General features: G+C 63.3%; 18 protein-coding genes. 9 read left to right on the forward strand and 9 right to left on the reverse strand.

Annotated features, from left to right (window positions below; all coding sequences use genetic code 11):
- The first annotated feature begins 222 nt into the window (after positions 1–222).
- A complete protein-coding gene (locus tag ACZXDY_RS34160; RefSeq protein ID WP_028168028.1) occupies positions 223–1,839 on the forward strand; it encodes a phosphoenolpyruvate carboxykinase in 1,617 nt (538 codons plus the stop codon).
- 96 nt (positions 1,840–1,935) lie between these two features.
- On the opposite strand, the gene rocF is transcribed toward ACZXDY_RS34160, so the two are convergent.
- The 3 genes from rocF to ACZXDY_RS34175 all read right to left on the reverse strand — a co-directional run bounded on the left by rocF (position 1,936) and on the right by ACZXDY_RS34175 (position 6,495).
- Positions 1,936–2,904 (reverse strand): arginase, encoded by a 969-nt coding sequence (gene rocF / locus ACZXDY_RS34165; protein WP_464348566.1) that lies wholly within the window; start codon positions 2,902–2,904, stop codon positions 1,936–1,938.
- 65 nt (positions 2,905–2,969) lie between these two features.
- Positions 2,970–3,785, reverse strand: coding sequence for an acyl-CoA thioesterase (locus ACZXDY_RS34170; RefSeq protein WP_464348567.1), 816 nt, complete (start codon positions 3,783–3,785; stop codon positions 2,970–2,972).
- Between the two features lie 184 nt (positions 3,786–3,969).
- Complete coding sequence (locus tag ACZXDY_RS34175; protein WP_028168031.1) at positions 3,970–6,495, reverse strand: glycogen/starch/alpha-glucan phosphorylase; 2,526 nt, start codon at positions 6,493–6,495, stop codon at positions 3,970–3,972.
- Positions 6,496–6,776: 281 nt separating this feature from the next.
- Between ACZXDY_RS34175 and ACZXDY_RS34180 the strand changes: the two genes are divergently transcribed.
- On the forward strand, positions 6,777–7,007 hold the full coding sequence (locus tag ACZXDY_RS34180; protein WP_028168032.1) for a hypothetical protein: 231 nt from the start codon (positions 6,777–6,779) through the stop codon (positions 7,005–7,007).
- Between the two features lie 48 nt (positions 7,008–7,055).
- On the opposite strand, the gene ACZXDY_RS34185 is transcribed toward ACZXDY_RS34180, so the two are convergent.
- A complete protein-coding gene (locus ACZXDY_RS34185) occupies positions 7,056–7,334 on the reverse strand; it encodes a GIY-YIG nuclease family protein (protein ID WP_464348576.1) in 279 nt (92 codons plus the stop codon).
- 196 nt (positions 7,335–7,530) lie between these two features.
- Between ACZXDY_RS34185 and ACZXDY_RS34190 the strand changes: the two genes are divergently transcribed.
- Positions 7,531–7,962, forward strand: a complete 432-nt coding sequence (locus ACZXDY_RS34190; protein ID WP_028168034.1) for a hypothetical protein — start codon at positions 7,531–7,533, stop codon at positions 7,960–7,962.
- A gap of 81 nt (positions 7,963–8,043) precedes the next feature.
- Here ACZXDY_RS34190 and ACZXDY_RS34195 read toward each other — a convergent pair whose 3' ends face one another.
- Both ACZXDY_RS34195 and pyrE read right to left on the reverse strand, forming a co-directional pair.
- Entirely contained in the window at positions 8,044–8,847 is an 804-nt protein-coding gene (locus ACZXDY_RS34195; protein ID WP_464348568.1) for a DUF2865 domain-containing protein, read from the reverse strand.
- Positions 8,848–9,072: 225 nt separating this feature from the next.
- The gene (gene pyrE, locus ACZXDY_RS34200) at positions 9,073–9,636 is read right to left on the reverse strand and encodes an orotate phosphoribosyltransferase (protein ID WP_028168036.1); all 564 of its coding nucleotides are present in this window, start codon (positions 9,634–9,636) and stop codon (positions 9,073–9,075) included.
- 187 nt (positions 9,637–9,823) lie between these two features.
- Between pyrE and ACZXDY_RS34205 the strand changes: the two genes are divergently transcribed.
- Positions 9,824–10,450 carry a glutathione S-transferase family protein gene (locus ACZXDY_RS34205; protein ID WP_464348569.1) on the forward strand — a complete coding sequence of 209 codons (627 nt, stop codon included), beginning with the start codon at positions 9,824–9,826 and terminating at the stop codon, positions 10,448–10,450.
- A 164-nt stretch (positions 10,451–10,614) separates the two neighbouring features.
- On the opposite strand, the gene ACZXDY_RS34210 is transcribed toward ACZXDY_RS34205, so the two are convergent.
- The 3 genes from ACZXDY_RS34210 to ACZXDY_RS34220 form a co-directional block, all read right to left on the reverse strand.
- Complete coding sequence (locus ACZXDY_RS34210) at positions 10,615–11,247, reverse strand: LysE family translocator (RefSeq protein ID WP_464348570.1); 633 nt, start codon at positions 11,245–11,247, stop codon at positions 10,615–10,617.
- A gap of 116 nt (positions 11,248–11,363) precedes the next feature.
- Positions 11,364–14,405 (reverse strand): DNA polymerase I, encoded by a 3,042-nt coding sequence (gene polA / locus ACZXDY_RS34215; protein ID WP_464348571.1) that lies wholly within the window; start codon positions 14,403–14,405, stop codon positions 11,364–11,366.
- A 215-nt stretch (positions 14,406–14,620) separates the two neighbouring features.
- Positions 14,621–15,685, reverse strand: a complete 1,065-nt coding sequence (locus ACZXDY_RS34220) for an acyltransferase family protein (RefSeq protein WP_464348572.1) — start codon at positions 15,683–15,685, stop codon at positions 14,621–14,623.
- Positions 15,686–15,864: 179 nt separating this feature from the next.
- On the opposite strand from ACZXDY_RS34220, the gene ACZXDY_RS34225 reads away from it, so the two are divergent.
- The 5 genes from ACZXDY_RS34225 to ACZXDY_RS34245 all read left to right on the forward strand — a co-directional run bounded on the left by ACZXDY_RS34225 (position 15,865) and on the right by ACZXDY_RS34245 (position 21,197).
- Positions 15,865–17,181, forward strand: coding sequence for a UDP-glucose dehydrogenase family protein (locus tag ACZXDY_RS34225; RefSeq protein ID WP_464348573.1), 1,317 nt, complete (start codon positions 15,865–15,867; stop codon positions 17,179–17,181).
- Between the two features lie 120 nt (positions 17,182–17,301).
- Complete coding sequence (gene hrpB / locus ACZXDY_RS34230) at positions 17,302–19,776, forward strand: ATP-dependent helicase HrpB (RefSeq protein WP_464348574.1); 2,475 nt, start codon at positions 17,302–17,304, stop codon at positions 19,774–19,776.
- 218 nt (positions 19,777–19,994) lie between these two features.
- The gene (locus tag ACZXDY_RS34235) at positions 19,995–20,510 is read left to right on the forward strand and encodes a TIGR02281 family clan AA aspartic protease (RefSeq protein ID WP_130228542.1); all 516 of its coding nucleotides are present in this window, start codon (positions 19,995–19,997) and stop codon (positions 20,508–20,510) included.
- Positions 20,511–20,563: 53 nt separating this feature from the next.
- Positions 20,564–20,860: a nucleotidyltransferase family protein gene (locus ACZXDY_RS34240; protein WP_028168044.1), complete on the forward strand. Its 297-nt coding sequence runs from the start codon at positions 20,564–20,566 to the stop codon at positions 20,858–20,860.
- Positions 20,850–21,197: a HepT-like ribonuclease domain-containing protein gene (locus ACZXDY_RS34245; RefSeq protein WP_028168045.1), complete on the forward strand. Its 348-nt coding sequence runs from the start codon at positions 20,850–20,852 to the stop codon at positions 21,195–21,197. The genes ACZXDY_RS34240 and ACZXDY_RS34245 overlap by 11 nt, the downstream gene beginning before the upstream one ends.
- Positions 21,198–21,473: the final 276 nt, after the last annotated feature.

Raw genomic sequence — 21,473 nt, forward strand, 5'->3', positions numbered from 1 at the left:
CAGAAAAGCCGCCTTGCGCTGCAGCAAGTGCTTGAACCACGTGGAAGGGATGCCTTGGAATAAACCAAAATTCGGGGACTAGCTTGGCAAGCTCGGATTGCCCCATTATGAGGTCGCTGGACGGGGGCCTTCGGGCTATATTTGTTGTTGGAAAGGTCACCGCGACTGAGCGCGTTTAGCGACGTTCGCGCAATGGGAAACGCGGGTTCGAGGAGGTTCTTCGTGCAAAACACGGGCGTGTACAACGGTGCCTTTGGCGCCGACAAATTCGGCTTAAAAAATCTCAAACGCGTGCATTGGAATCTCCACGCGCCGCAGCTCTATCAATATTCGCTTGCGGCAGGCGAGGCCGTGCTCTCAGCCGATGGTGCGCTTTGCGCGGACACCGGCGAATTCACCGGCCGCAGCCCGAAGGACAAGTTCACAGTTCGCGACGCGACCACCGACAAGAGCATGTGGTGGGCGGGCAACCAGTCGATCACATCAGAGCAGTTCGAAGCGCTCTATCAGGATTTCCTCAAGCACGCCGAAGGCAAGGCACTGTTCGCGCAGGATCTCTATGGCGGCGCCGATCCGACCTATCGGATCAAGACGCGCGTGTTCACCGAGCTCGCTTGGCATTCGCTGTTCATCCGCACGCTGCTGATCCGCCCCGAGGCGATCGAGCTTTCGAGCTTCGTGCCCGAACTCACCATCATCGACATGCCGAGCTTCCGCGCCGATCCCAAACGTCATGGCGTGCGCTCGGAGAATGTCGTCGCGATCGATTTCGCCCGCAAGATCGTCCTGATCGGCGGGTCTTATTATGCCGGCGAGATGAAGAAGTCGGTCTTCACCACGCTCAACTATTATCTGCCCGCGCGCGACGTGATGCCGATGCACTGCTCGGCCAATGTCGGGTCGAAGGGCGACAGCGCGATTTTCTTCGGCCTCTCCGGCACCGGCAAGACGACGCTGTCGGCCGATCCCAACCGCACGCTGATCGGCGACGACGAGCACGGCTGGGGCCCGAACGGCATCTTCAATTTCGAAGGCGGGTGCTACGCCAAGTGCATCAAGCTCTCGCAGGAAGCCGAGCCTCAGATCTATGCTGCGAGCACACGTTTTGGCGCCGTGCTCGAGAACTGCGTGCTCGACGAGGATACCCGCGTCGTCGATTTCGACGATGGCTCCAAGACCGAGAACACCCGTTCCGCCTATCCGCTCGACTTCATTCCCAATGCCTCGCGCAGTGGCCGCGCGCCGCATCCGAAGAATGTGGTGATGCTGGCGGCCGATGCCTTCGGCGTGCTGCCGCCGATCGCGAAGCTTTCCCCGGCGCAGGCGATGTATCACTTCCTGTCCGGCTACACCGCGAAGGTCGCCGGCACCGAGCGCGGCCTCGGCTCCGAGCCGCAGCCGGAATTCTCCACCTGCTTCGGCTCGCCGTTCCTGCCGCTCGATCCTTCCGTCTATGGCAACATGCTGCGCGACCTGATCGCCCAGCACAATGTCGATTGCTGGCTGGTCAACACCGGCTGGACCGGCGGCAAGTATGGCGTCGGCTCGCGCATGCCGATCAAGGTCACGCGCGCGCTGCTCACCGCAGCGCTCGATGGCAGCTTGCGCAATGTCGAATTCCGCACCGACGAATATTTCGGCTTTGCGGTGCCGACCGCGCTGCCGGGCGTGCCGAGCGAGATCCTTAATCCGGTGAACACCTGGAAGGACAAGGCCGAGTTCGACAAGACCGCCCGCGCATTGGTCGGCATGTTCCAGAAGAACTTCGCCAAGTTCGAGAGCAAGGTCGACGCCGAAGTCCGCGCCGCCGCGCCGGACGTGAAGCTCGCGGCCGAATAGCCTCGCATATTTCCGCGAATGAAAAGGGCGACCCCGCGGTCGCCCTTTTCTACTCCGGAACATGTCTGCGGCGCAGCCTATTCGCTCTTCGCCACGTCAATCCGGCAGCACCGCATTGGTCGGTGTCGGGCGGTCGGTGATCTGCAGGCCGAACAGGCTGCCGATCAGTTCGACCACGACCCGTGCGGTACGGCCGCGCTCGTCGAGGAAGGGGTTGAGCTCGACGATGTCGACCGAGCGCACCAGTCCGGAATCGTGCAACAGCTCCATGATCAGGTGCGCTTCGCGGTAAGTCGCGCCGCCCGGCACCGTGGTGCCGACGCCGGGCGCAACCGAAGGATCGAGGAAGTCGACGTCGAACGAGACATGCAGCACGCCGTTCCTCGCCTTGACGCGATCGATCACGCGGCGGATCAGCACGGCGACGCCGAATTCGTCGATGGCGCGCATGTCGGCGATGGCGACGCTCCGCTCGCGCAATAGCTTGCGCTCCAGCGGGTCGACAGAGCGGGTGCCGATCAGGTCGAGCTGATCAGGTGTAATCGAGGCGCGCGGCAGGCCGCCGAGCAGGTTGTCGAGCCCGGGCTCGCCGCAGAGGAAAGCGGCCGACATGCCGTGCATGTTGCCGGTGATCGTCGTGTCGGGCGTGTTGTAGTCGGCATGCGCGTCGACCCACAGCGCGAACAGCGGCCGGCCCTTCTGCTGCCAGAAGCGCGCAACCCCATTGATCGATCCCATCGAGAGCGAATGATCGCCGCCCATGAAGATCGGCACCGCGCCGGATTGCGCCAGCCAGTAGGCGCGCTCGGATGTCAGGCGAATCCAGGTTTTCACCTCATCATAGAATTTCGTATTCGCCGGCACCGGCCCGTCCGAGACCACCGCGGGGATTGAGAGATCACCGTGGTCGTCGACGCGAAGCTCCAATTGCTCCAGCACGCGCGCGATCCCGGCGGTGCGCAGTGCCGCTGGACCCATCAGCGTGCCGGCCTGCGCGGCGCCGATCTCGATGGGCACTCCGAGGAGCGCGATGTGCGATGGCTTTGAATTGTCAGCTTCGGGCATGCGGCGGCGCTCTCTCAAATCGTGGGGTGGGCAAAGCGAAGCGTGCCCACCCTACGCCTTCCCGATCACGCCTTGAAATAGGCGATCTGCGTCGTGGTTGCGAGCAGGCGGCCGGAGGGTGACCACAGCTCGCCGTTCTGGTCGCCATAGCTCTTGTGGAAGATCTTGGCATCGGCAGCCGCCAGCACGCGGGTGATGTTCTCGGCGGCGAGATCGGCGGCGTCGATGTGGAAATAGGTCGTCAGCGACACCGTACCGAACGGCACCAGTTCCCGCTTGGCGTGGAAGACGCGGCCAAAGAATGCGTCCGACATCGCGATCAGCGAGAGCGCATCGATCTTGCGCGGCGCGCGGTCACCGATCCAGAGCTTGGAATAGGTTTCGGGCGCCGCGCTCGATGGCGCGCCGAATTTCGGCTCGCCTTCGACGAAGCGGAAGTCATATTGCTTGACCCATGCTGCCGCGGTCTTGGGATAGGGCAGGGTCTGTTCGAACGGTGTTGCGTCCGGAAACTTCACCTGCTGGTGCGACCAGGACGGGCGGCGTTCGGCGAACACGGCGGTTGCGAGCGTTGTGACCTCGCCGCCGTCCTGCGTCATCTCCACGGACCAGTGCTGGCTCGAACGATTGGCCTTCACCAGGCGGACATCGAGATCAAAGGCGCCTTGCGCAACCGGCGCGCAATAGTTGACGGTGAGCGCAAGCGGATCGCCGGCACGTTGTGGATGGTCGATCAGTGCCCGCAGGATGGTTGCAGCGGTGGCCCCGCCGAACGGGCCGACAAATGCCCAGTAGTCGTCGCTGGTCCTGCCCTGCCAGCGGCTGTCGCCGGCAGTAACCGCGGTGGCATCGTCGAACAAATGCGGGGTCCTGGTGAGCATGAAATTGTTCCGGTGTTGCGAAATTGCTCCGTCATTGCGAGCGAAGCGAAGCAATCCATTTCGCCGCTTGTGGAGGCATGGATTGCTTCGTCGCTTACGCTCCTCGCAATGACGAGGACGCAGTATCGCGACTGCTCGGCAGAATTCAATGATGTCGGAGGTAATCGATTTCCGCCGCGTGGGATTAGCGCTTGGCTCCCCACTGCGCCTGCTCCTTCAGCAGGCGCGGCGTCGGCGGCTTCACGGGCACGTTCCAGATCTCTTCGGCGTATTCGCGGATGGTGCGGTCGGAGGAGAACCACGGCATCCGCGCCACGTTGAGGATCGAGGCTCGGGTCCACGCCGGCACCACCTGCCAGCGCGCATCGATGGCGCGCTGGGTGTCGTAGTAGGAATCGAAGTCGGCGCTGACCATGTAATGGTCGAGATAGCGCAGCGCATGGCCGATCGAGGCGAAGCGGGCGGGATCGCCGGGCGAGAACGCGCCGCTCTCGATTGCGGTGATCGCACGCGCCAGCCGCGGCGAGCGGCCGATCAGGTCGCTGGCATCGAGCCCTTGCTTGCGGCGGACCATGACGTCGCCGGCTTCCATGCCGAAGATCGCGATATTCTCCGCGCCGACATGGTCGCGGATCTCGATATTGGCACCGTCGAGCGTGCCGATGGTCAGCGCGCCGTTGAGCGCGAGCTTCATGTTGCCGGTGCCGGAGGCTTCCATGCCGGCGGTCGAGATCTGCTCGGACAGGTCGGCGGCCGGGATGATCACCTCGGCCAGGCTGACGTTGTAGTCGGCGAGGAAGGCGATCTTCAGCCGACCGTCGATCGCGGGATCGTTGTTGACGACTTCGGCGACGTCGTTGATCAGCTTGATGATCAGCTTGGCGTAGCGGTAGCTCGCCGCCGCCTTGCCGGCGAAGATTTTTACGCGCGGCACCCAGTCGCGCTGCGGCTCATCCTTGATCGCCTGGTACAGCGCGACCGCTTCCAGGATGTTCAGGAGTTGCCGCTTGTATTCATGGATGCGCTTGATCTGCACATCGAACAGCGCCGATGGGTCGACCTTGATGTGGTTGCGCTCGGCCATCAGCCGCGCCAGCAGCACCTTGTTGTGGCGCTTGACCTCGCGGAACTGTTGCTGGAACGCGTTGTCGCTGGCATGGGACTCGAGCCGCTCGAACAGCGAGAAATCGTCGAGCACGGCTTCGCCGCAGACGTCGCGGATCAGGCCCGTGAGTCTCGGATTGGCCAGCATCAGCCAGCGGCGGAACGTGATGCCGTTGGTCTTGTTCGTGATGCGCGTGGGATAGAGATGGTGGAGATCGTGGAACACGGTCTCCTTCATCAGATCGGAATGCATCGCCGAGACGCCGTTGATGCGGTGCGAGCCGACAAAGGCGAGCTGTCCCATCCGCACTCGGCGGCCCGATTTCTCGTCGATCAGCGACACCGAGGCACGGAATTCGATGTCGCCTGGGCAGCGCTCTTCGGCGAGCGCCAGATGCTGCACGTTGATGCGATAGATGATCTCGAGATGCCGCGGCAATAGCCGCTCGAACAGCTCGACCGGCCAGGTCTCTAGCGCCTCCGGCAGCAGCGTGTGGTTGGTGTAGGACAGCGTCGCGACAGTGATCTTCCACGCCTCGTCCCAGCGGAAATGGTGCAGGTCGACCAGGATCCGCATCAGCTCGGTGACGGCGAGGCTCGGATGGGTGTCGTTGAGCTGCACGGCCGCCTTCATCGCAAGGCTGCGGAGCTGGCCGTCGGCCGAAAGGTGCCGCTTCACCAGGTCCTGCAGCGAGGCCGAGACGAAGAAGTATTCCTGGCGCAGGCGCAGTTCGCGCCCCGCGGCGCTTTCGTCGTTCGGATAAAGGAATTTGCAGATCGCCTCGGCGCGCGCCTGCTCGGCGCTGGCTGAGACATAATCGCCGGTGTTGAAGACGTCGAGCTTCAATGGATCCGGCGCATGCGCCGACCACAGCCGCAGCGCGTTGACGCGCTGGCCGCGCCAGCCAACGATCGGCGTGTCGTAGGCCATCGCCTCTACGGTTTCCGCCGGGTGCCAGATGGCGCGGTCACGGCCGCCTTCGTCGACATGCTCGACAGTGCCGCCGAAATGGATGTTGTAGACGACTTCCGGACGCTGGAATTCCCAGGGATTGCCGAAGCCCAGCCACTCATCCGGATATTCCTGCTGCCAGCCGTGATTGATGATTTGGCGGAACAGGCCGAAATCGTAGCGGATGCCGTAGCCGATGGCGGGGATCGACAGCGTCGCCATGCTCTCCATGAAGCAGGCGGCGAGCCGCCCAAGGCCGCCATTGCCGAGCGCTGCGTCAGGCTCGCATCTGCGCAGTTCGTCGAGGCCGACGCCGAGATCGCCGAGCGCTCCCTCGAACACAGGCAAGAGGCCCATATTGTTGAGCGCATCGGTGAACAGGCGGCCGATCAGGAATTCCAGCGAAAGGTAATAAACCCGCTTGGCACCGGCGTCGTAGCTCTCTTTTTCCGCCGTGAGCCAGCGATGGGTGATGCGGTCGCGCAGCGCGAGTGCCGCCGCTTTGTACCAATCGCGCTTGGTCGCCACGCTGGCGTCCTTGCCGATCTCCAGCCTCAGCTTGGCGAGGATCGCGCCCTTGATCTCTGCCAGCGCCAATTCATCGATCGGCTGATTGAGCGCCGGATAGCTTCCTGAGAAAGACTGTTCTTGCAACGCGGCAATCCTGAACTTTGGGGACTCGATCATGATCCGATGAGACGAAATTGGATCATGATCTAATCTTTTTGTTTGAGCATGATCTTTTCGGATCACGCTCCGGACAACGAATGATACGCGTCTTGCACTTCAATCGGAACCGCCCAGCCGGTTGTTGTGCACCGCGCTGGTATGATTTTATGCAAGGACCGGGCCGATTTTGCGACCTCAAGGCGACGCGCTTCGGTGGTATGGTTACATATTAGGCGGCACAACCACCGTCATCGAGAGGGACACCCATGAGACTGCTGATCGAGATCGCAGCCGCTGTGCTGTTCATCGTCTGCATCACCGTCACCAGTGCCGCTTTCGCCGCCGGCAGGCCCGGGCGCAGCGCCGACGGCTTGACCTGCGGCTTCAGCATGCCACCAAACGCAACTCCAGCCGCCCGTTGCGTCGCCATCAAGCGGCAATGCGGCGGCAGCTTTTACGCGAACTATTGTGGCGACAAGATGCTGTCAGCGATGTGAGACTGTCTTCGTCGTCCCGGCGAAGGCCGGGACCCATAGCCACAGGGCTCAGAGCAGGTGCGATAGATCAGCCCAATCGAGATTGTTTTCTTCAATCAACCGAATCTTCCAATCACGCCGCCAAGTCTTCAACTGCTTTTCGCGCGTGATCGCTTTCTGCGGTGAAGCGTAGGTTTCCATGTAGACGAGGCGCGTTACGTCGTACTTCTTGACGAACTCCGATCCCCGTCCGGCGCGATGCCGCGTGAGACGATTGCCCAAGTTGTTGCAAACGCCGATATAAAGCGTCCCGTGGCGGCGGCTGGCGAGAATATAGACGTAATAGATTGTGTCAGCAGCCATGGGATCGGCTCGCTTTCGCGACAATCGAACATTTGTGGTTATGGGTCCCGGCCTTCGCCGGGACGACGATGTGGGAGCATCAGAACAAATTAAGAACATTTTAGCAAGTATTTGATATCATTCTGATTCGGCGGCATCGCCGACACAACATCTATGGCCTGTCCGTTCCCGCGAGGACTACATGTCCACTATTGCCTTCGATCAATTCGCGCTCACCCGCATTGCCGACTTTGCGCGCTCGCTGTCGCGCCTGCATCAGGCGTCCCGCCGCCAATGGGTCGATGACGACCAGATCGACCGCGAGTTCAACGCGGTCTGCATGTCGATCTGGGGCTACACCATCGACGACATCAGCGACGACTTGTTCTCACCTGCGGATCACGCCTGGCTCGATTCGCTCGATGAAGCGCATGCGCGCATCTTTGCCGCCGAGCAGGGTTATGACCTGGTCGAGGACCAGGGCATGCTGACGGACTGGTGGGGCTATTGCTGGATGATCCTCGCCGAAAAGCGCGGATTGCTGACGCCGGAAAACCGTGCCGCAGCGCGCGCGACAATCGAGGAGAAATATCTCGCCGCGCCGAATGTGATCGGGGTGATTGTCGGGCGGTAAAGTTTGCCTTCTTTGCTAAGTATCCACGCTGTCATTCCGGGTGCGATGCTTCGCATCGCCCCGGAATGACAGCTTAAGTCGCTAATTGACCTCCGCCCGCTTCGCCTTCGGCGCGGCCGATTTTGGCACGACGGAGACCGGTGCCGCGGGGTCATGGCTGGTGTCCGGCTGCGGCGCTTCGCCGACCGTCTCGGCCGCGACCGGCGCGACCTTCATCTCGCCGAGCCGGGCACGGAGTTCGGCGGTGAGACCGGGGTAGGATGCGACCGGCGTGAAGTCGGCGCTCTGGTTGTTGCCGACCCGGACGCCGGTATAGGCAACCAGGCCATCGGTGGTGGCGACCACATCGCCGGCGCGAAGCGAGCTATCGAGGGTCAGGTCAACGGGCGCAAGGCCGGCGGGATCGCGGCCGTTGCAGGTGCAGTCCGCGCGCAGCGACTTGCGGTAGGCGAAGGCGTTCTCGCTGTCGGCATAGCGTTCGCCGGTTGACGAGGTCGCGTAGTCGATGCTGCCGCCGTAGAAAACCTTGGTGGCTGTCGCTGGACAGAACGCCTGGCAGAGCTGAACCGGCGTCGCGCTGCCGCGCAAGGTCAGCGGGAAATATTTGCCGTCGCAGCTTCTGACACAAAACGCAGGGCCGGAACCGGCAACGCGGGCCGCCGGTGCGGCTTGCTGCGGCTGCTGCTGGTTGAGGCCGAACGGATCGAACAAACCGGGTTGCGACTGGCCCTGATGGACCTGCTGCCTCTGCAAGCCACCAAAGAGGAAATCGAGCAGGTTTTCCGCCGAGACATGCGCCGGCGCGAGCGTCATCGCGCCCGCAAGGGCGGCGGCAACTAGCGTCAGATGGCGCCGCACGCGCCGATCAGCAAACCCTCTACGCAACGCCAACTCCACCCGATAGAGCCAACAGTGCCGAGACGTCGTCTCCGCGCGATTCACCCTAGTGTCGGATGGTAAACGAGCAGTTGATTGCGGAAGAACTATGGAGATGGGCGCAATTTGGCGCAGTGTACCGATGAGGCAACACTCGATGATGATCCGTTTAACGGATCATCATCTCGTCTCTTTGTTTGAGCATGCACCGGTTCCCACTTTCCGGATCATGCTCTAGCTCTTGAGGAACTCGCCCGCTTTGTACAACGAGCGGAACGGAAGGCCGGCTTCCGCGAACGTTTCTGTTGCGCCTTCCTCGCGGTCGACCATGGTGAAGACCAGCGCGACCTCGCCGCCGGCCTCGCGCACGGCTTCCACCGCCTTCATGGCCGAGCCGCCGGTGGTGGTGACGTCCTCGACGATCACGATGCGCTTGCCCTGCAGCGTCTCGCCTTTGGCAAGTCCCTCCACCGCTAGCTTCGCACCATGCTCCTTGGGCTTCTTGCGCACGAAGAAGGCCGCGATCGGATGGCCCTTGATCCAGGAGAGCTGCGCGATCGCGCCCGCGAGCGGCACGGCACCCATCTCGAGGCCGCCGACGAAATCGAGATTGTCGTCTTTCAGCGCTTCATAAGTAAGTTCGGCAAGCAATGCCGCGCCCTCGGGATCCAGCATCGTCGGCTTGAGGTTGAAATAGAAATCGCTCTTGCGGCCCGAGGCCAGCGTGATCTCGCCGCGCCCGAAAGAGCGCTTACGGATGATCTCGGCGAGGCGGGCGCGGGCGGCTGATTTGGACAAAGGGGCTTTCCGGGTCGTTTACGGTGGCGCGCAATCTATCGGCGGTCGTGGCGAGATTCCAGCGCCGAAAGCTCCCCGTCAACAACGCCCGCGTCACACGGGCGCGGATCGATATTCGTAAAGGGCCGTTGTAACCGCGTCCGGTTCCGCGCTAGGGAAGCCTCAAACGATTGTGGGGGAAGCGAAAATGACCATCGAGCTGCACACCTGGAACACGCCGAATGGCCGCAAAATCTCGGTTGCGCTGGAGGAGATGGGGCTGCCCTACCAAGTGTTCCCGGTGAACATCACCAAGGGCGAGCAGATGGCGCCAAGCTTCCTCGAAATCAGCCCGAACAACAAGATTCCCGCAATCGTCGACCCGGACGGCCCGGGCGGCAAGCGGGTCAGCATATTCGAATCGGGCGCGATCCTGCTCTATCTCGGCGAGAAGAGCGGAAAGTTCCTGCCCAAGCCTTTGATCGAGCGCATCCCGGTCTATGAATGGCTGATGTGGCAGATGGGCGGCTTTGGTCCGATGCCGGGCCAGGTGCACCATTTCATCGCGCTCGAGAGCGAGCAGGACCGCGCCTATGGCCTGAAGCGCTTCATGACCGAGACACTCCGCCTCTACGGCGTGCTGAACCGCCGGCTTGAAGGCCGCGACTTCGTCGCCGGCGATCTGTCGGTCGCCGATTTCGCCATCCTCGGCTGGGCCTGGCGCCACCCGCGGCACAAGGTCAATCTCGGCGATTTCCCTAATGTCGAGCGCTGGTACAACAAGCTGATGGCCCGTCCCGGCGTGAAGCGCGGCATGGAAGCGAAGCTGGATTGATGCTCTTTCTGCTCCCTCGCCCCGCTCTTGCGGGGAGAGGGTTGGGGTGAGGGGCCTTCTCCGCAAACACGGTGAGAGATGAGCCTGCGGCGGCTCCCCTCACCCGGAATTCAAGCTGCGCTTGAATTCCGACCTCTCCCCGCAAGCGGGGCGAGGTGAAGAACTCACGCTCTCCTCGCCTCAAACGCCATCTTCATCGCAAGCCCCGCCAGCACCGTGCCCATCAGCCAGCGCTGCAGCAGCAACCAAGCCGGCCGCGTGCCGAGGAACAGCGCGATCGAACCGGCAGCGAGCGCGATCATCGCGTTGACGCTGACGCTGATCGCGATCTGGGTCACGCCGAGCGCGAGCGACTGCGTCAGCACGCTGCCCGTGGGATCGATGAACTGCGGCAGCAGCGCCAGATAGAGCATCGCGATCTTGGGGTTCAGCAGGTTGGTGACAAATCCCATCGCGAACAGCTTCCGGGGGCTGTCGACCTGGAGCTTCTTCACCTGGAACGGCGAACGTCCGCCGGGTTTCAGCGCCTGCCACGCCAGCCACAACAGATAGGCCGCGCCGGCAAAGCGCAGCGCGTCATAGGCGCAGGGGATCGCGAACAACAGCGCGGTGATGCCGAATGCCGCTGATAGCATGTAGAACACGAAGCCGAGCGCCACCCCGCCGAGCGACACGATCCCGGCTGCCGGCCCCTGCGTGATCGAGCGCGAGATCAGGTAGATCATGTTCGGCCCCGGCGTTAGCACCATGCCGAGCGAGAGCAGCGCAAAACCGAGCAAGGCGGAGGTGTGAGGCATCAGGAACTCGCGGGAGGATGCGCGTTTCTAACGCGCGTCGTGCCGCTATTCCATTGCGCAATTGCTCCGAGTGCATTTTTGCTGTCGTCGTCCCTCTGGGCGACGACAGAGAGAGCTCAATGCGCCTCGTCCCAATTGTTGGCGGCGCGGGCGTCGACCTGCAGCGGCAGCGACAGGATCACGGCCGGGAAGGGCGCGTCCTGCATCACATGCTGCACGACCGGCAGGGTTGCCGCGACTTCCTCGTCGGGGACCTCGAAGATCAGTTCGTCATGCACCTGCAACAGCATCTGCGCGGATAGCTTCTTCTCGGCGAGCGCGCCCTCGATGCGGGTCATAGCGCGGCGGATGATGTCGGCGGCCGAGCCCTGCAGGCGGGCGTTGATCGCGGCGCGCTCGTTGAAGGCGCGGACCGAGGCGTTGCTGGCCTTGATGTCGGGGTAGTAGCATTTGCGGCCGAACAGCGTGGTGACATAGCCGTTGCGGCGGCAGAAATCCTTGGTCTCGTCCATATAGGCGCGGATGCCCGGGAAGCGCTCGAAATACTTCCTGATGTAGGCGGAAGCCTCTTCACGCGCGATGCCGAGCTGGTTGGCGAGGCCGAACGCCGAGATGCCGTAGATGATGCCGAAATTGATCGCCTTGGCGCGGCGGCGCACTTCGCTCGGCATGTCCTTGATCGGCACGCCGAACATCTCGGACGCCGTCATGGCATGAATGTCGAGGCCGTCGCGGAACGCCTGCTTCAGCACGGGGATGTCGGCAATCTCCGCGAGCAGCCGCAGCTCGATCTGCGAATAATCCGCCGATACCAGCTTGTGCCCGGGCGTCGCGACAAAGGCGCGGCGGATCTTCCTGCCGTCCTCGGTGCGCACAGGGATGTTCTGCAGGTTCGGCTCGTTCGACGACAGCCGCCCCGTGGTGGTCGCAGCCAGCGCGTAGGTGGTGTGGACGCGATGGGTCTGCGGATTGACGTAGGTCGGCAGCGCGTCGGTATAGGTCGATTTCAGCTTCGAGACCTGGCGCCATTCCAGGATCTTCTTCGGGAATTCGTGGCCCTGCTCGGCCAGCTCGTCCAGCACCTGCGCGGTCGTCGACCAAGCACCGGTCTTGGTCTTGGTGCCGCCGGGCAATCCCATCTTGCCGAACAGGATGTCGCCGATCTGCTTGGGGCTGCCGACATTGATCGGCTCGCCGGCGATCTCCTGGACCTCGGCCTCGACGCGCGCCGCGGTCTGGGCGAAGTCGCCTGACAGCCGCGACAGCACCTGGCGGTCGATCGAGATGCCGCGCCGCTCCATCCGCGCGAGCACGGAAACAAGCGGCCGCTCCAGCGTCTCATAGACCGTGGCCATTCGCTCCGCGACCAGGCGCGGCTTCAATACGCGCCATAGGCGCAGGATCACGTCGGCGCCCTCGGCGCAATGCTCGGTCGCCTTGTCGATCGCGACCTGGTCGAACGTCAGTCTGTTCTTGCCGCTGCCCGTCAGCCCGTTCTCGGCGATCACCGCGTGTCCGAGCCAGCGCTCGGCGAGCGATTCCAGTGCATGTGATCCGCGTCCGGCGTCGAGCACGTAGGAGATCAGCTGTGCATCGTCAAAGTTGCGCAGCGTGATGCCGGCTTGCGCCAGCACCACCGCGTTGAACTTGACGTCGAAGCCGATCTTCAGGATGCCCTGCGATTCCAGGATCGGCCGCAAGGCTTCGATCGCCTGCTCGAACTTGATCTGGTCCGGCGCCAATCCCGCGTCGAACAGCCCGCTGCCTCCGCCCGCCTGCTTGTGGGCGAGCGGGATATAGGCGGCGTCGTCGGGGCCGAGTGCGAGCGCAATGCCGGAAATCTCCGCCTGCATCGGATCGATCGAATTCGCCTTCGCCTGGACCGCGACATGGCCGGTATCATGGATCCGCGCGATGAAGGCGCCCAGCTGATCGAGGCTCTTGATTGTCAGGTATTTGCTGCGATCGATTTTCGTCCTGCGCGCCGCCTCCGCGCGCGCTTCGGCGAGCGCGATCGGCGTGCCCTTGAGGCTTGAGGCCTTGTCTTCCTTGCCCGCAGGCTTGTTACGCTCTTTGGCGGCAGGCGCGCCCTGCGTGGGCCCGCCGGGACCCGGCGCGGGCTCGACGTCGGAAGGAGGCAGCGGCGAGAACACGCTCGCGCCGCTCTTGTTGCCGGGATCGGGCTCGATATCGGACGGGTCGATCTGCGAATATTCGGCGACGCGGCGGGTCAGAGTCGAAAACTCCATCGCCTTCAGGAACGCGATCAGCCGGCGCGGATCCGGCTCATGCACGGCGAGGTCGTCGAGCGGCACCTCGAGCTCGACCTTGTCGTCGAGCAGCACAAGCTGGCGCGAGATGCGCGCCTTCTCGGCATTTTCGACCAGCGCCTCGCGACGCTTCGGCTGCTTGATCTCGCCGGCGCGGCTCAGCAGGGATTCGAGATCGCCATATTCGGTGATGAGCTGCGCCGCGGTCTTGACGCCGATGCCGGGCACGCCGGGCACGTTATCAGTGGAATCGCCGGCCAAGGCCTGTACCTCGACCACCTTTTCCGGCGGCACGCCGAACTTCTCGATCACTTCGGGAATGCCGATGCGGCGATCCTTCATGGTGTCGTACATGCTGACGCAGTCGGTGACGAGTTGCATCAGGTCCTTGTCGGAGGACACGATCGTCGCGCTCGCGCCGCGCTCGCAGGCGAGCCGGACATAGGTCGCGATGAGGTCGTCGGCCTCATAGCCGACCTGCTCCAGGCAGGGCAGGTCGAAGGCCCGGACCGCCTCGCGGATCAGCGCGAATTGCGGGATCAGGTCATCGGGCGCCGGCGGCCGGTGCGCCTTGTAGTCGGGATAGATCTTGTTGCGGAAGGTGATCTCGGACTTGTCGAAGACGATGGCGAGATGGGTCGGCCGATTGTCCTCGGGCATCTCGCGCAGGAGCTTCCACAGCATGTTGCAGAAGCCGAGCACGGCATTGACCTGCAGCCCGTCGGACTTGCGGTTCAGCGGTGGCAGGGCGTGGTAGGCGCGGAAGATGTAGGAGGAACCGTCGACCAGGAACACATGGTGGCCCTTGGCCGGAGCCTTGGCGGCAACGGGCTTGGGGGCGGCTTTGGGTTCTGTCTTGGCTGAGGTCTTGGAGGCTGATTTCGGCATGGCCGAAATTTAGGGATTTTTGCAGCAAATGACAGCCTTGAGGTGCAGGAATCTTGGCGAACCGCACACCGAATTTGTCGTCCCGGGCAAGCGAAGCGCGACCCGGGACCCATAACCACAGGGAGATGTTGTTGCATCAGGCCGCGGCCACAGCGCATCCAACAATTTGAGCCGGTGGTTATGGGTCCCGGCTCAAGGCCGGGACGACGGGGAGATTATTCCGCCGCCTGCAATACTGCCGCTTTCTTCGGCGCGATCCAGAACGCGGCGGGGCGCTCGAACAGGAAGTTGGCGCGGAGTGCGAGTGCCACGCGCCAGATCGCCAGTGCGCCGACGAGACCGGTGATGGTGACGAGCAGCGAGATCAGACCGATGTCGTGGATCACGCCGCTGCGCAACAGGCCGACGCGTGCGATCACCATCGGCAGGAAGAAGGCGAGATAGATCACGATCGAATGCTCGCCGCAAAAGCGCAAGGCCGTGAGCCACTTCATCCGTGCCAGCAGCGTCCCGGTGACGACGATGGCAAAGGCGCCCGCAAATCCCAGTACCAGCGAGACGAGCGGCCATTCGCTCACCCCCGCCATCACCAGGGTGCCATTGACCAGCACCCACAGCGCGAGCCCGATCAGCGCCAAGGTCGGCGCGGAGCGTGCACGATTCGACAGCTTGAAGACGGTGGGCGCAAGGAGATAGCCGGCATAGAAATAGACGAAGCGCGCGCAGAATTCGTCGATCACGGTCCAGCCGGTCACCACATGCGCCATCTCGAGTCCGGCGGCCAGCGCCAGAATCGCGAGCGGCGGCAGATTGCGTGTCAGTTTTGTGACGACGAAGAAGATCGGCAGCAGATAGATGAACCACAGCGTGCCGAAAGGTTCGATGAAGGATTCGAGATAGAGATAGCCGGTGTGGCTCCAGCTCGTTTCGGCGGCAAAGGCCGGCGCCTTGAACGCAAACTGGATCGTCACCCACAGCACATAGAAATAGGCGAAGTGGACGACCTTGCGGTCGAGATAGGTGCGCCAGTCACGGTCGATCACGAGCGAGAGGAACAGGCCCGAAATCAGGAAGAAATCCGGCATCCGGAACGGCTTTGCGAACATCACGACCGCATGCATGAAGCCGGTCTCGCCGGCGGCGGCTTCCACCCCCAGGACCGAGTGCATCATCACGACCATGACGATGCAGATGCCCTTGGCGTAGTCCACCCAATCGACGCGCCCGTCCGGCGAGGTGGCGGAACGCAGGCTCGCGGAGGTTGTCCCGTTTGCGGTCATGACTGTCCTGTTTCGGCGCGCATTTGGCGCATCTTCGGGCGGATCGGTTGCTATCGCCTTTATTCATACAAATGACATGCCGCTCGTGCCTGCTTTTTGCCGTTTCCTCCTGGCCGGCAAATGTTCTAAGACGCTGACGGGAGTTGCGGAATCGTTAACGATAGCAAGCGGGTGGTTTCATGCGCATCGCCATGATTGGCACGGGTTATGTCGGACTGGTCTCTGGCGCGTGTTTTGCGGACTTCGGACACCACGTCACCTGCGTGGACAAGGATGTCGAGAAGATCAACGCCCTTCGCCGCGGCGAAATCCCGATCTTCGAGCCGGGTCTGGACGCTCTGGTCGCGGCCAATGTGAAGGCGAGGCGGCTCGACTTTACAACCGATCTGAAGGACCCGGTCGCCGACGCTGACGCGGTGTTCATCGCGGTCGGTACGCCGTCGCGCCGCGGCGACGGCCATGCCGACCTCTCTTACGTCTATGCCGCCGCCCGCGAGATCGCCGGTGCGCTCAAAGGCTTCACGGTGGTGGTGACCAAATCGACCGTGCCGGTCGGCACCGGCGACGAGGTCGAGCGCCTGATCCGCGAAGCCAACCCGGCCGCCGACGTCGCGGTCGCCTCGAATCCGGAATTCCTGCGCGAGGGCGCCGCGATCCGCGACTTCAAATTCCCGGACCGCATCGTGGTCGGCACATCAAATGAGCGCGCGCGGAAAGTGCTCGGCGATGTCTACCGGCCGCTGTCGCTCAACCAGGCGCCGTTGATGTATACGGCGCGGCGCACGGCGGAGCTGATCAAATACGCCGCCAACGCATTCCTGGCGACCAAGATCACCTTCATCAACGAGATCGCCGATCTCTCCGAAAAGGTCGGCGCCGACGTCCAGGAAGTCGCGCGCGGGATCGGGCTCGACAACCGCATCGGCTCCAAGTTCCTGCATGCCGGCCCCGGTTTCGGCGGCTCCTGCTTCCCCAAGGACACCCGCGCGCTGATCAAGATCGCGCAGGACCATGACGTGAATTTGCGCATCGTGGAGGCCGTGCTCGGCGTCAACGACAACCGCAAGCGCGCGATGGCGCGCAAGGTTGCGGGCCTCGCCGGCAATTTGCGCGGCAAGACGGTCGCCGTGCTCGGTCTCACCTTCAAGCCGGAGACCGACGACATGCGGGAGGCACCCTCGATCCCGATCGTCACCGGCCTGTTGGACATGGGCGCAAAAGTGCGGGCGCATGATCCTGTCGGCATTGAGCAGGCGCGCAAGGAGCTGCCGGATATCGAGTATTGCGATGATCCCTATGAATGCGTGACCGGCGCCGACGCCATGGTCGTCGTCACCGAGTGGGTACAATACCGCACGCTTGACCTTGAGCGGCTGAAGAACCTGTTGCGGCAGCCGCTCGTGGTCGATCTCCGCAACATCTACCGCCCCGAGGATATGGCCGCGCACGGCTTCAGCTATGAGAGCGTTGGCCGCGCAGCCGAACCGCCGGTTTAATGATTATTACTTTTCGTCATGGCCGGGCTTGTCCCGGCCATCCACGTTCTGTTTTCTCCTTTTCGGCAAGAGAGACGTGGATCCCCGGGACAAGCCCGGGCATGACGACGTGGTGAGGCCGTGCCCCGTCATTTCGACACTCCACTTCCCATCGACGCAGCGCTCGGCGAGCTCGCGGCGACGCTTGCGGCGAAGAATACGGCCGTGCTCGTCGCGCCGCCCGGCGCCGGCAAGACCACGCGGGTGCCGCTGGCGCTGCTCGACGAGCCCTGGACCAACGGCAAGAAGATCATCGTGTTGGAGCCGCGGCGGATCGCGGCGCGCGCCAGCGCCGAGCGTATGGCGCGGACGCTTGGCGAGCGGGTTGGCGAGACCGTCGGGTATCGCGTTCGCTTCGGCTCGAAAGTGTCACGCGCCACCCGCATCGAGGTCGTCACCGAAGGCATCTTCTCGCGCCAGATCCTCGGCGATCCCGAACTCACAGGCATTGCCGCAGTCCTGTTCGACGAATTTCATGAGCGCTCGCTCGATGCCGACCTGGGACTCGCGCTGGCGCGCGACGCGCAGCAGGGCTTGCGCGAGGATCTTCGCCTGCTCGTGATGTCGGCAACGCTCGACGGCGCACGTGTCGCCAAACTGCTGGGCGATGCACCTGTTGTTGAGAGTGAAGGCCGCGCCTTTCCAGTGGAGACGCGTTATCTCGGTCGCAAGATGGACGTTCCGCTGGAGCGGCAGATGGCGGAGGCGATCTCAATAGCGCTTCGCGCCGACCCCGGCTCGGTGCTCGCGTTCCTGCCGGGCGCTGCCGAAATCCGACGCACGCAGAATTTTCTCGAAGAACGCATCCGCGATGCCACGATCGACATCGTGCCGCTGTTCGGCGCGCTCGATGCCAGCGTTCAGGACCGCGCCATCGCGCCGGCACCCAAGGGTCACCGCAAGGTGGTGCTGGCGACCTCGATCGCCGAGACCTCGCTGACCATCGAGGGTGTGCGCATTGTCGTGGATTCCGGCATGTCGCGCGTTCCGCGCTACGAGCCCGACATCGCCTTGACGCGCCTGGAAACCGTGCGCGCTTCGCGCGCCGCGGTCGATCAGCGCCGCGGCCGCGCCGGCCGTACCGAGCCCGGTGTCTGCTACCGGCTGTGGGACGAGCCGCAGACCGCCTCGCTCGCGCCCTACACCCAGCCCGAGATCCTGTCCGCCGACCTGTCCTCGCTGGTGCTCGACCTCGCGCAATGGGGTGTCAGCGATGCGTCCGGCCTTGCGTTCCTTGATCCGCCGCCGCTGCCGGCCTGGAACGAAGCAAGCGTGCTGCTGCGCGAACTCGGCGCGCTCGATGCCGGCGGCCGGATCACGGCGGAAGGCAACAGCCTGCGTGCGCTGGCGCTGCCGCCGCGGCTCGCCCGCATGATCGTGGATTCGGCGCGGTTTGGCGCGGCGGCAGGAGCCGCGGAGATCGCAGCGGTGCTCACCGAGCGCGGGCTCGGCGGCGACAGTGTCGATCTTGATGTCAGGCTCGATCAGTTCCGTCGCGATCGCTCGCAGCGGGCCTCGAGCGCGCGCAGCCTCGCGCAGCGCTGGGCTTCGCAGGTGACGTCGTCGAAAGCGTCCGAGGCCATAGGCGAGCTCTCCACCGGCACGATGCTGGCCTTCGCCTTTCCCGATCGCGTCGCGCGCAACCGCGGCAATGGCAGCTTTGTGCTCGCCAACGGCCGCGGCGCCAGCGTCGAGCAGACGTCCTCACTTGCGCGTTCATCCTATATCGCAGTCGGAGAGTTGACCGGCACCGCGGCGAGCGGCCGGATCCTGCTGGCGGCGCCGATCACTCTGGAAGAGATCGAGCTGCGTTTCGCAGGTGAGATCGAGACTACGGAAGATATTTCGTTCGACCGAAGTGCGATGGCGCTGCGCGCGCGGCGCAGGCGCACGCTGCATGCGATCACGCTGTCGGAAGCGCCGGTGGCGCTGTCCCCGTCGGCGGAGACTGCACGCGTGCTCGCAGATGGCTTGATCGCTGCGGGCCTCGACAAGTTGCCGTGGTCAAAGCACGCCAAGCAATGGCGCGACCGCGTGATGTTCCTGCGCAAGGCCGAAGGCGATAGCTGGCCGGATCTGTCGGATGAGGCGCTGGCGCGGGAGCGCGAGACCTGGCTGGTGCCTGCGCTTTACGACAAGACCTCGCTCAAGGAGTTGTCGGCCGGCGATCTCTCGGATGCGCTGATGGCGCTGTTGCCCTGGAATCTACGTGCCCGGCTGGAGCAGGAGGCGCCGACCCATTTCGAGGCGCCGACGGGCAGCCAGCTTGCGATCGACTACGAGGCCGAGCAGGGCCCGACCATCGCGGTCCGGCTGCAGGAATTGTTCGGGCTGAACATCCATCCGTCGATCGCGAAGGGCGCTGTGCCGCTGGTGCTGGAATTGCTGTCACCAGCGCAGCGCCCGGTGCAGGTGACGCGGGATCTGCCAGGCTTCTGGCGCGGCAGCTACAGTGCCGTGCGTGCCGATCTACGCGGGCGCTACCCGAAGCACCCATGGCCGGAGGACCCTGCCAATGCCGTGCCGACGCGTCGGGCCAAGCCGCGCGGGACGTAGTCCTTGCTTCGTCATTGCCGGGCTTGACCCGGCAATCCATCCCAAGAAGCTTTTCTCAAGATCGTTGGATACGCGGGTCAAGCCCGCGTATGACGGCGTTGCCGTTAACGCTTCACTCATCATTTTCGCGAAAATGGCAGGCTCCATCGCCGCTGCCGGTCGCGAGACGGCGGATGGCGTGGTGAAATCGGCCAGTTCCTGGAAATCTGCGTGGCGTCATGCGTAACATAATGATCCTTGCCGCCATCCTGGTCGGCCTCGGCAGCTTCATGGCGCAGATGGCGGACAAGATGACGCCGGCTTCCGCGTCCGCCACGACCGCTTCGAAGAGTATCCCCGTTCAGACCGTGGCGCAGGGCGGCGGTCGCACGCTGAGCATTCCTCGCGACCCCCGCGGACACTTTGCGACGGACGGCCGCATCGACGGCCAGCGCATCGACTTCATGGTCGACACTGGCGCCTCGCTTGTTGCGCTCAATGAGAAATCCGCCGCGCGCTTTGGCCTGCGCCCGTCGCGCGGCGACTACACCGCGACCGTCACCACCGCCAACGGCACCATCAAGGCCGCGCGCGCCCGCCTTGCCATGATCGATCTCGGCGGCCTCATCGTCCGCGACGTCGACGCAATGGTGCTGCCCGACGAAGCGCTTTCCGAAAACCTGCTCGGCCTGTCCTTCCTGTCCAAGCTGAAGCGCTTTGAATACGCCAATGGCCGGCTGGTGCTGGAGCAGTAAGACTGGCTCGGCGACCCCTCCCGGTGGCGATTGCTCCGTGCTATATGATCGCCATGAACAGTTCCGAAGCCATCGATACCTTGCGACGCTCTGAGGGGGACCTGCGCAAACGCGGGGTAAGGCACGCTGCGCTATTCGGCTCGGTGGCTCGGGGCGATAACGGCGCAGGCAGCGACATCGATATCATGATCGAGATCGATCCTGACGCACGTATCACCATTTTCGATTATGTAGAGCTGAAGGAATACATCGCGGGTCTGTTTGATGAGCCGGTCGACGTTGTAAATCGCGAAGCCCTCAAATCTTACGTGCGGCCAACGGCAACTGCTGACGCCATCTATGCGTTCTGAGCGGACGGACGTCGTACTCCTCGATATGTTGCACCACATCGATTTGGCCACGAATTTTGTTCAGGGCTTCGATCGCGAAACCTTTGTCGATGACATACGGACAGTCTACGCGGTCACTCGCTGTCTCGAGATCATCTCCGAAGCTTCACGACGTCTGCCGGAAGATTTGAAAGCTCGACATCTCGGGATCGCGTGGAAGAAGATGGCAGGAGCCGGCAACGTTTACCGTCACGACTATGAGGATGTGGCGGCTAAAGTTGTATGGGACACCGTCGAGTGCGCGCTGCCGCCGCTAAGAGCCGTGATCGAGGTAGAAATTTCGCTCCTCCAGGAATAGGCGCCTCGGAACGAAGCATTTTTCTGGCCAACAAATCCGCCGCAATTGTCGGCCAATAGCAGCGATCCCACCTTTCGCCGCAGTCCGCCTTTGGCTATTGGCTGCAGCATTGACCATCACGCTCTCGCGAGGCTGCTACAAGATGTTTCCAAAGCCCAAGCCCGTTCTGGTTCCGAACACCTATGCCTTCGAATCCGAACCGATGGTGAAGCCGACCGGGTTTCGCGAATATGACGCGCGCTGGCTGTTCGGCAAGGAAATCAATCTGATGGGCGT

This window comes from Bradyrhizobium sp. LeoB3, assembly GCF_055456055.1.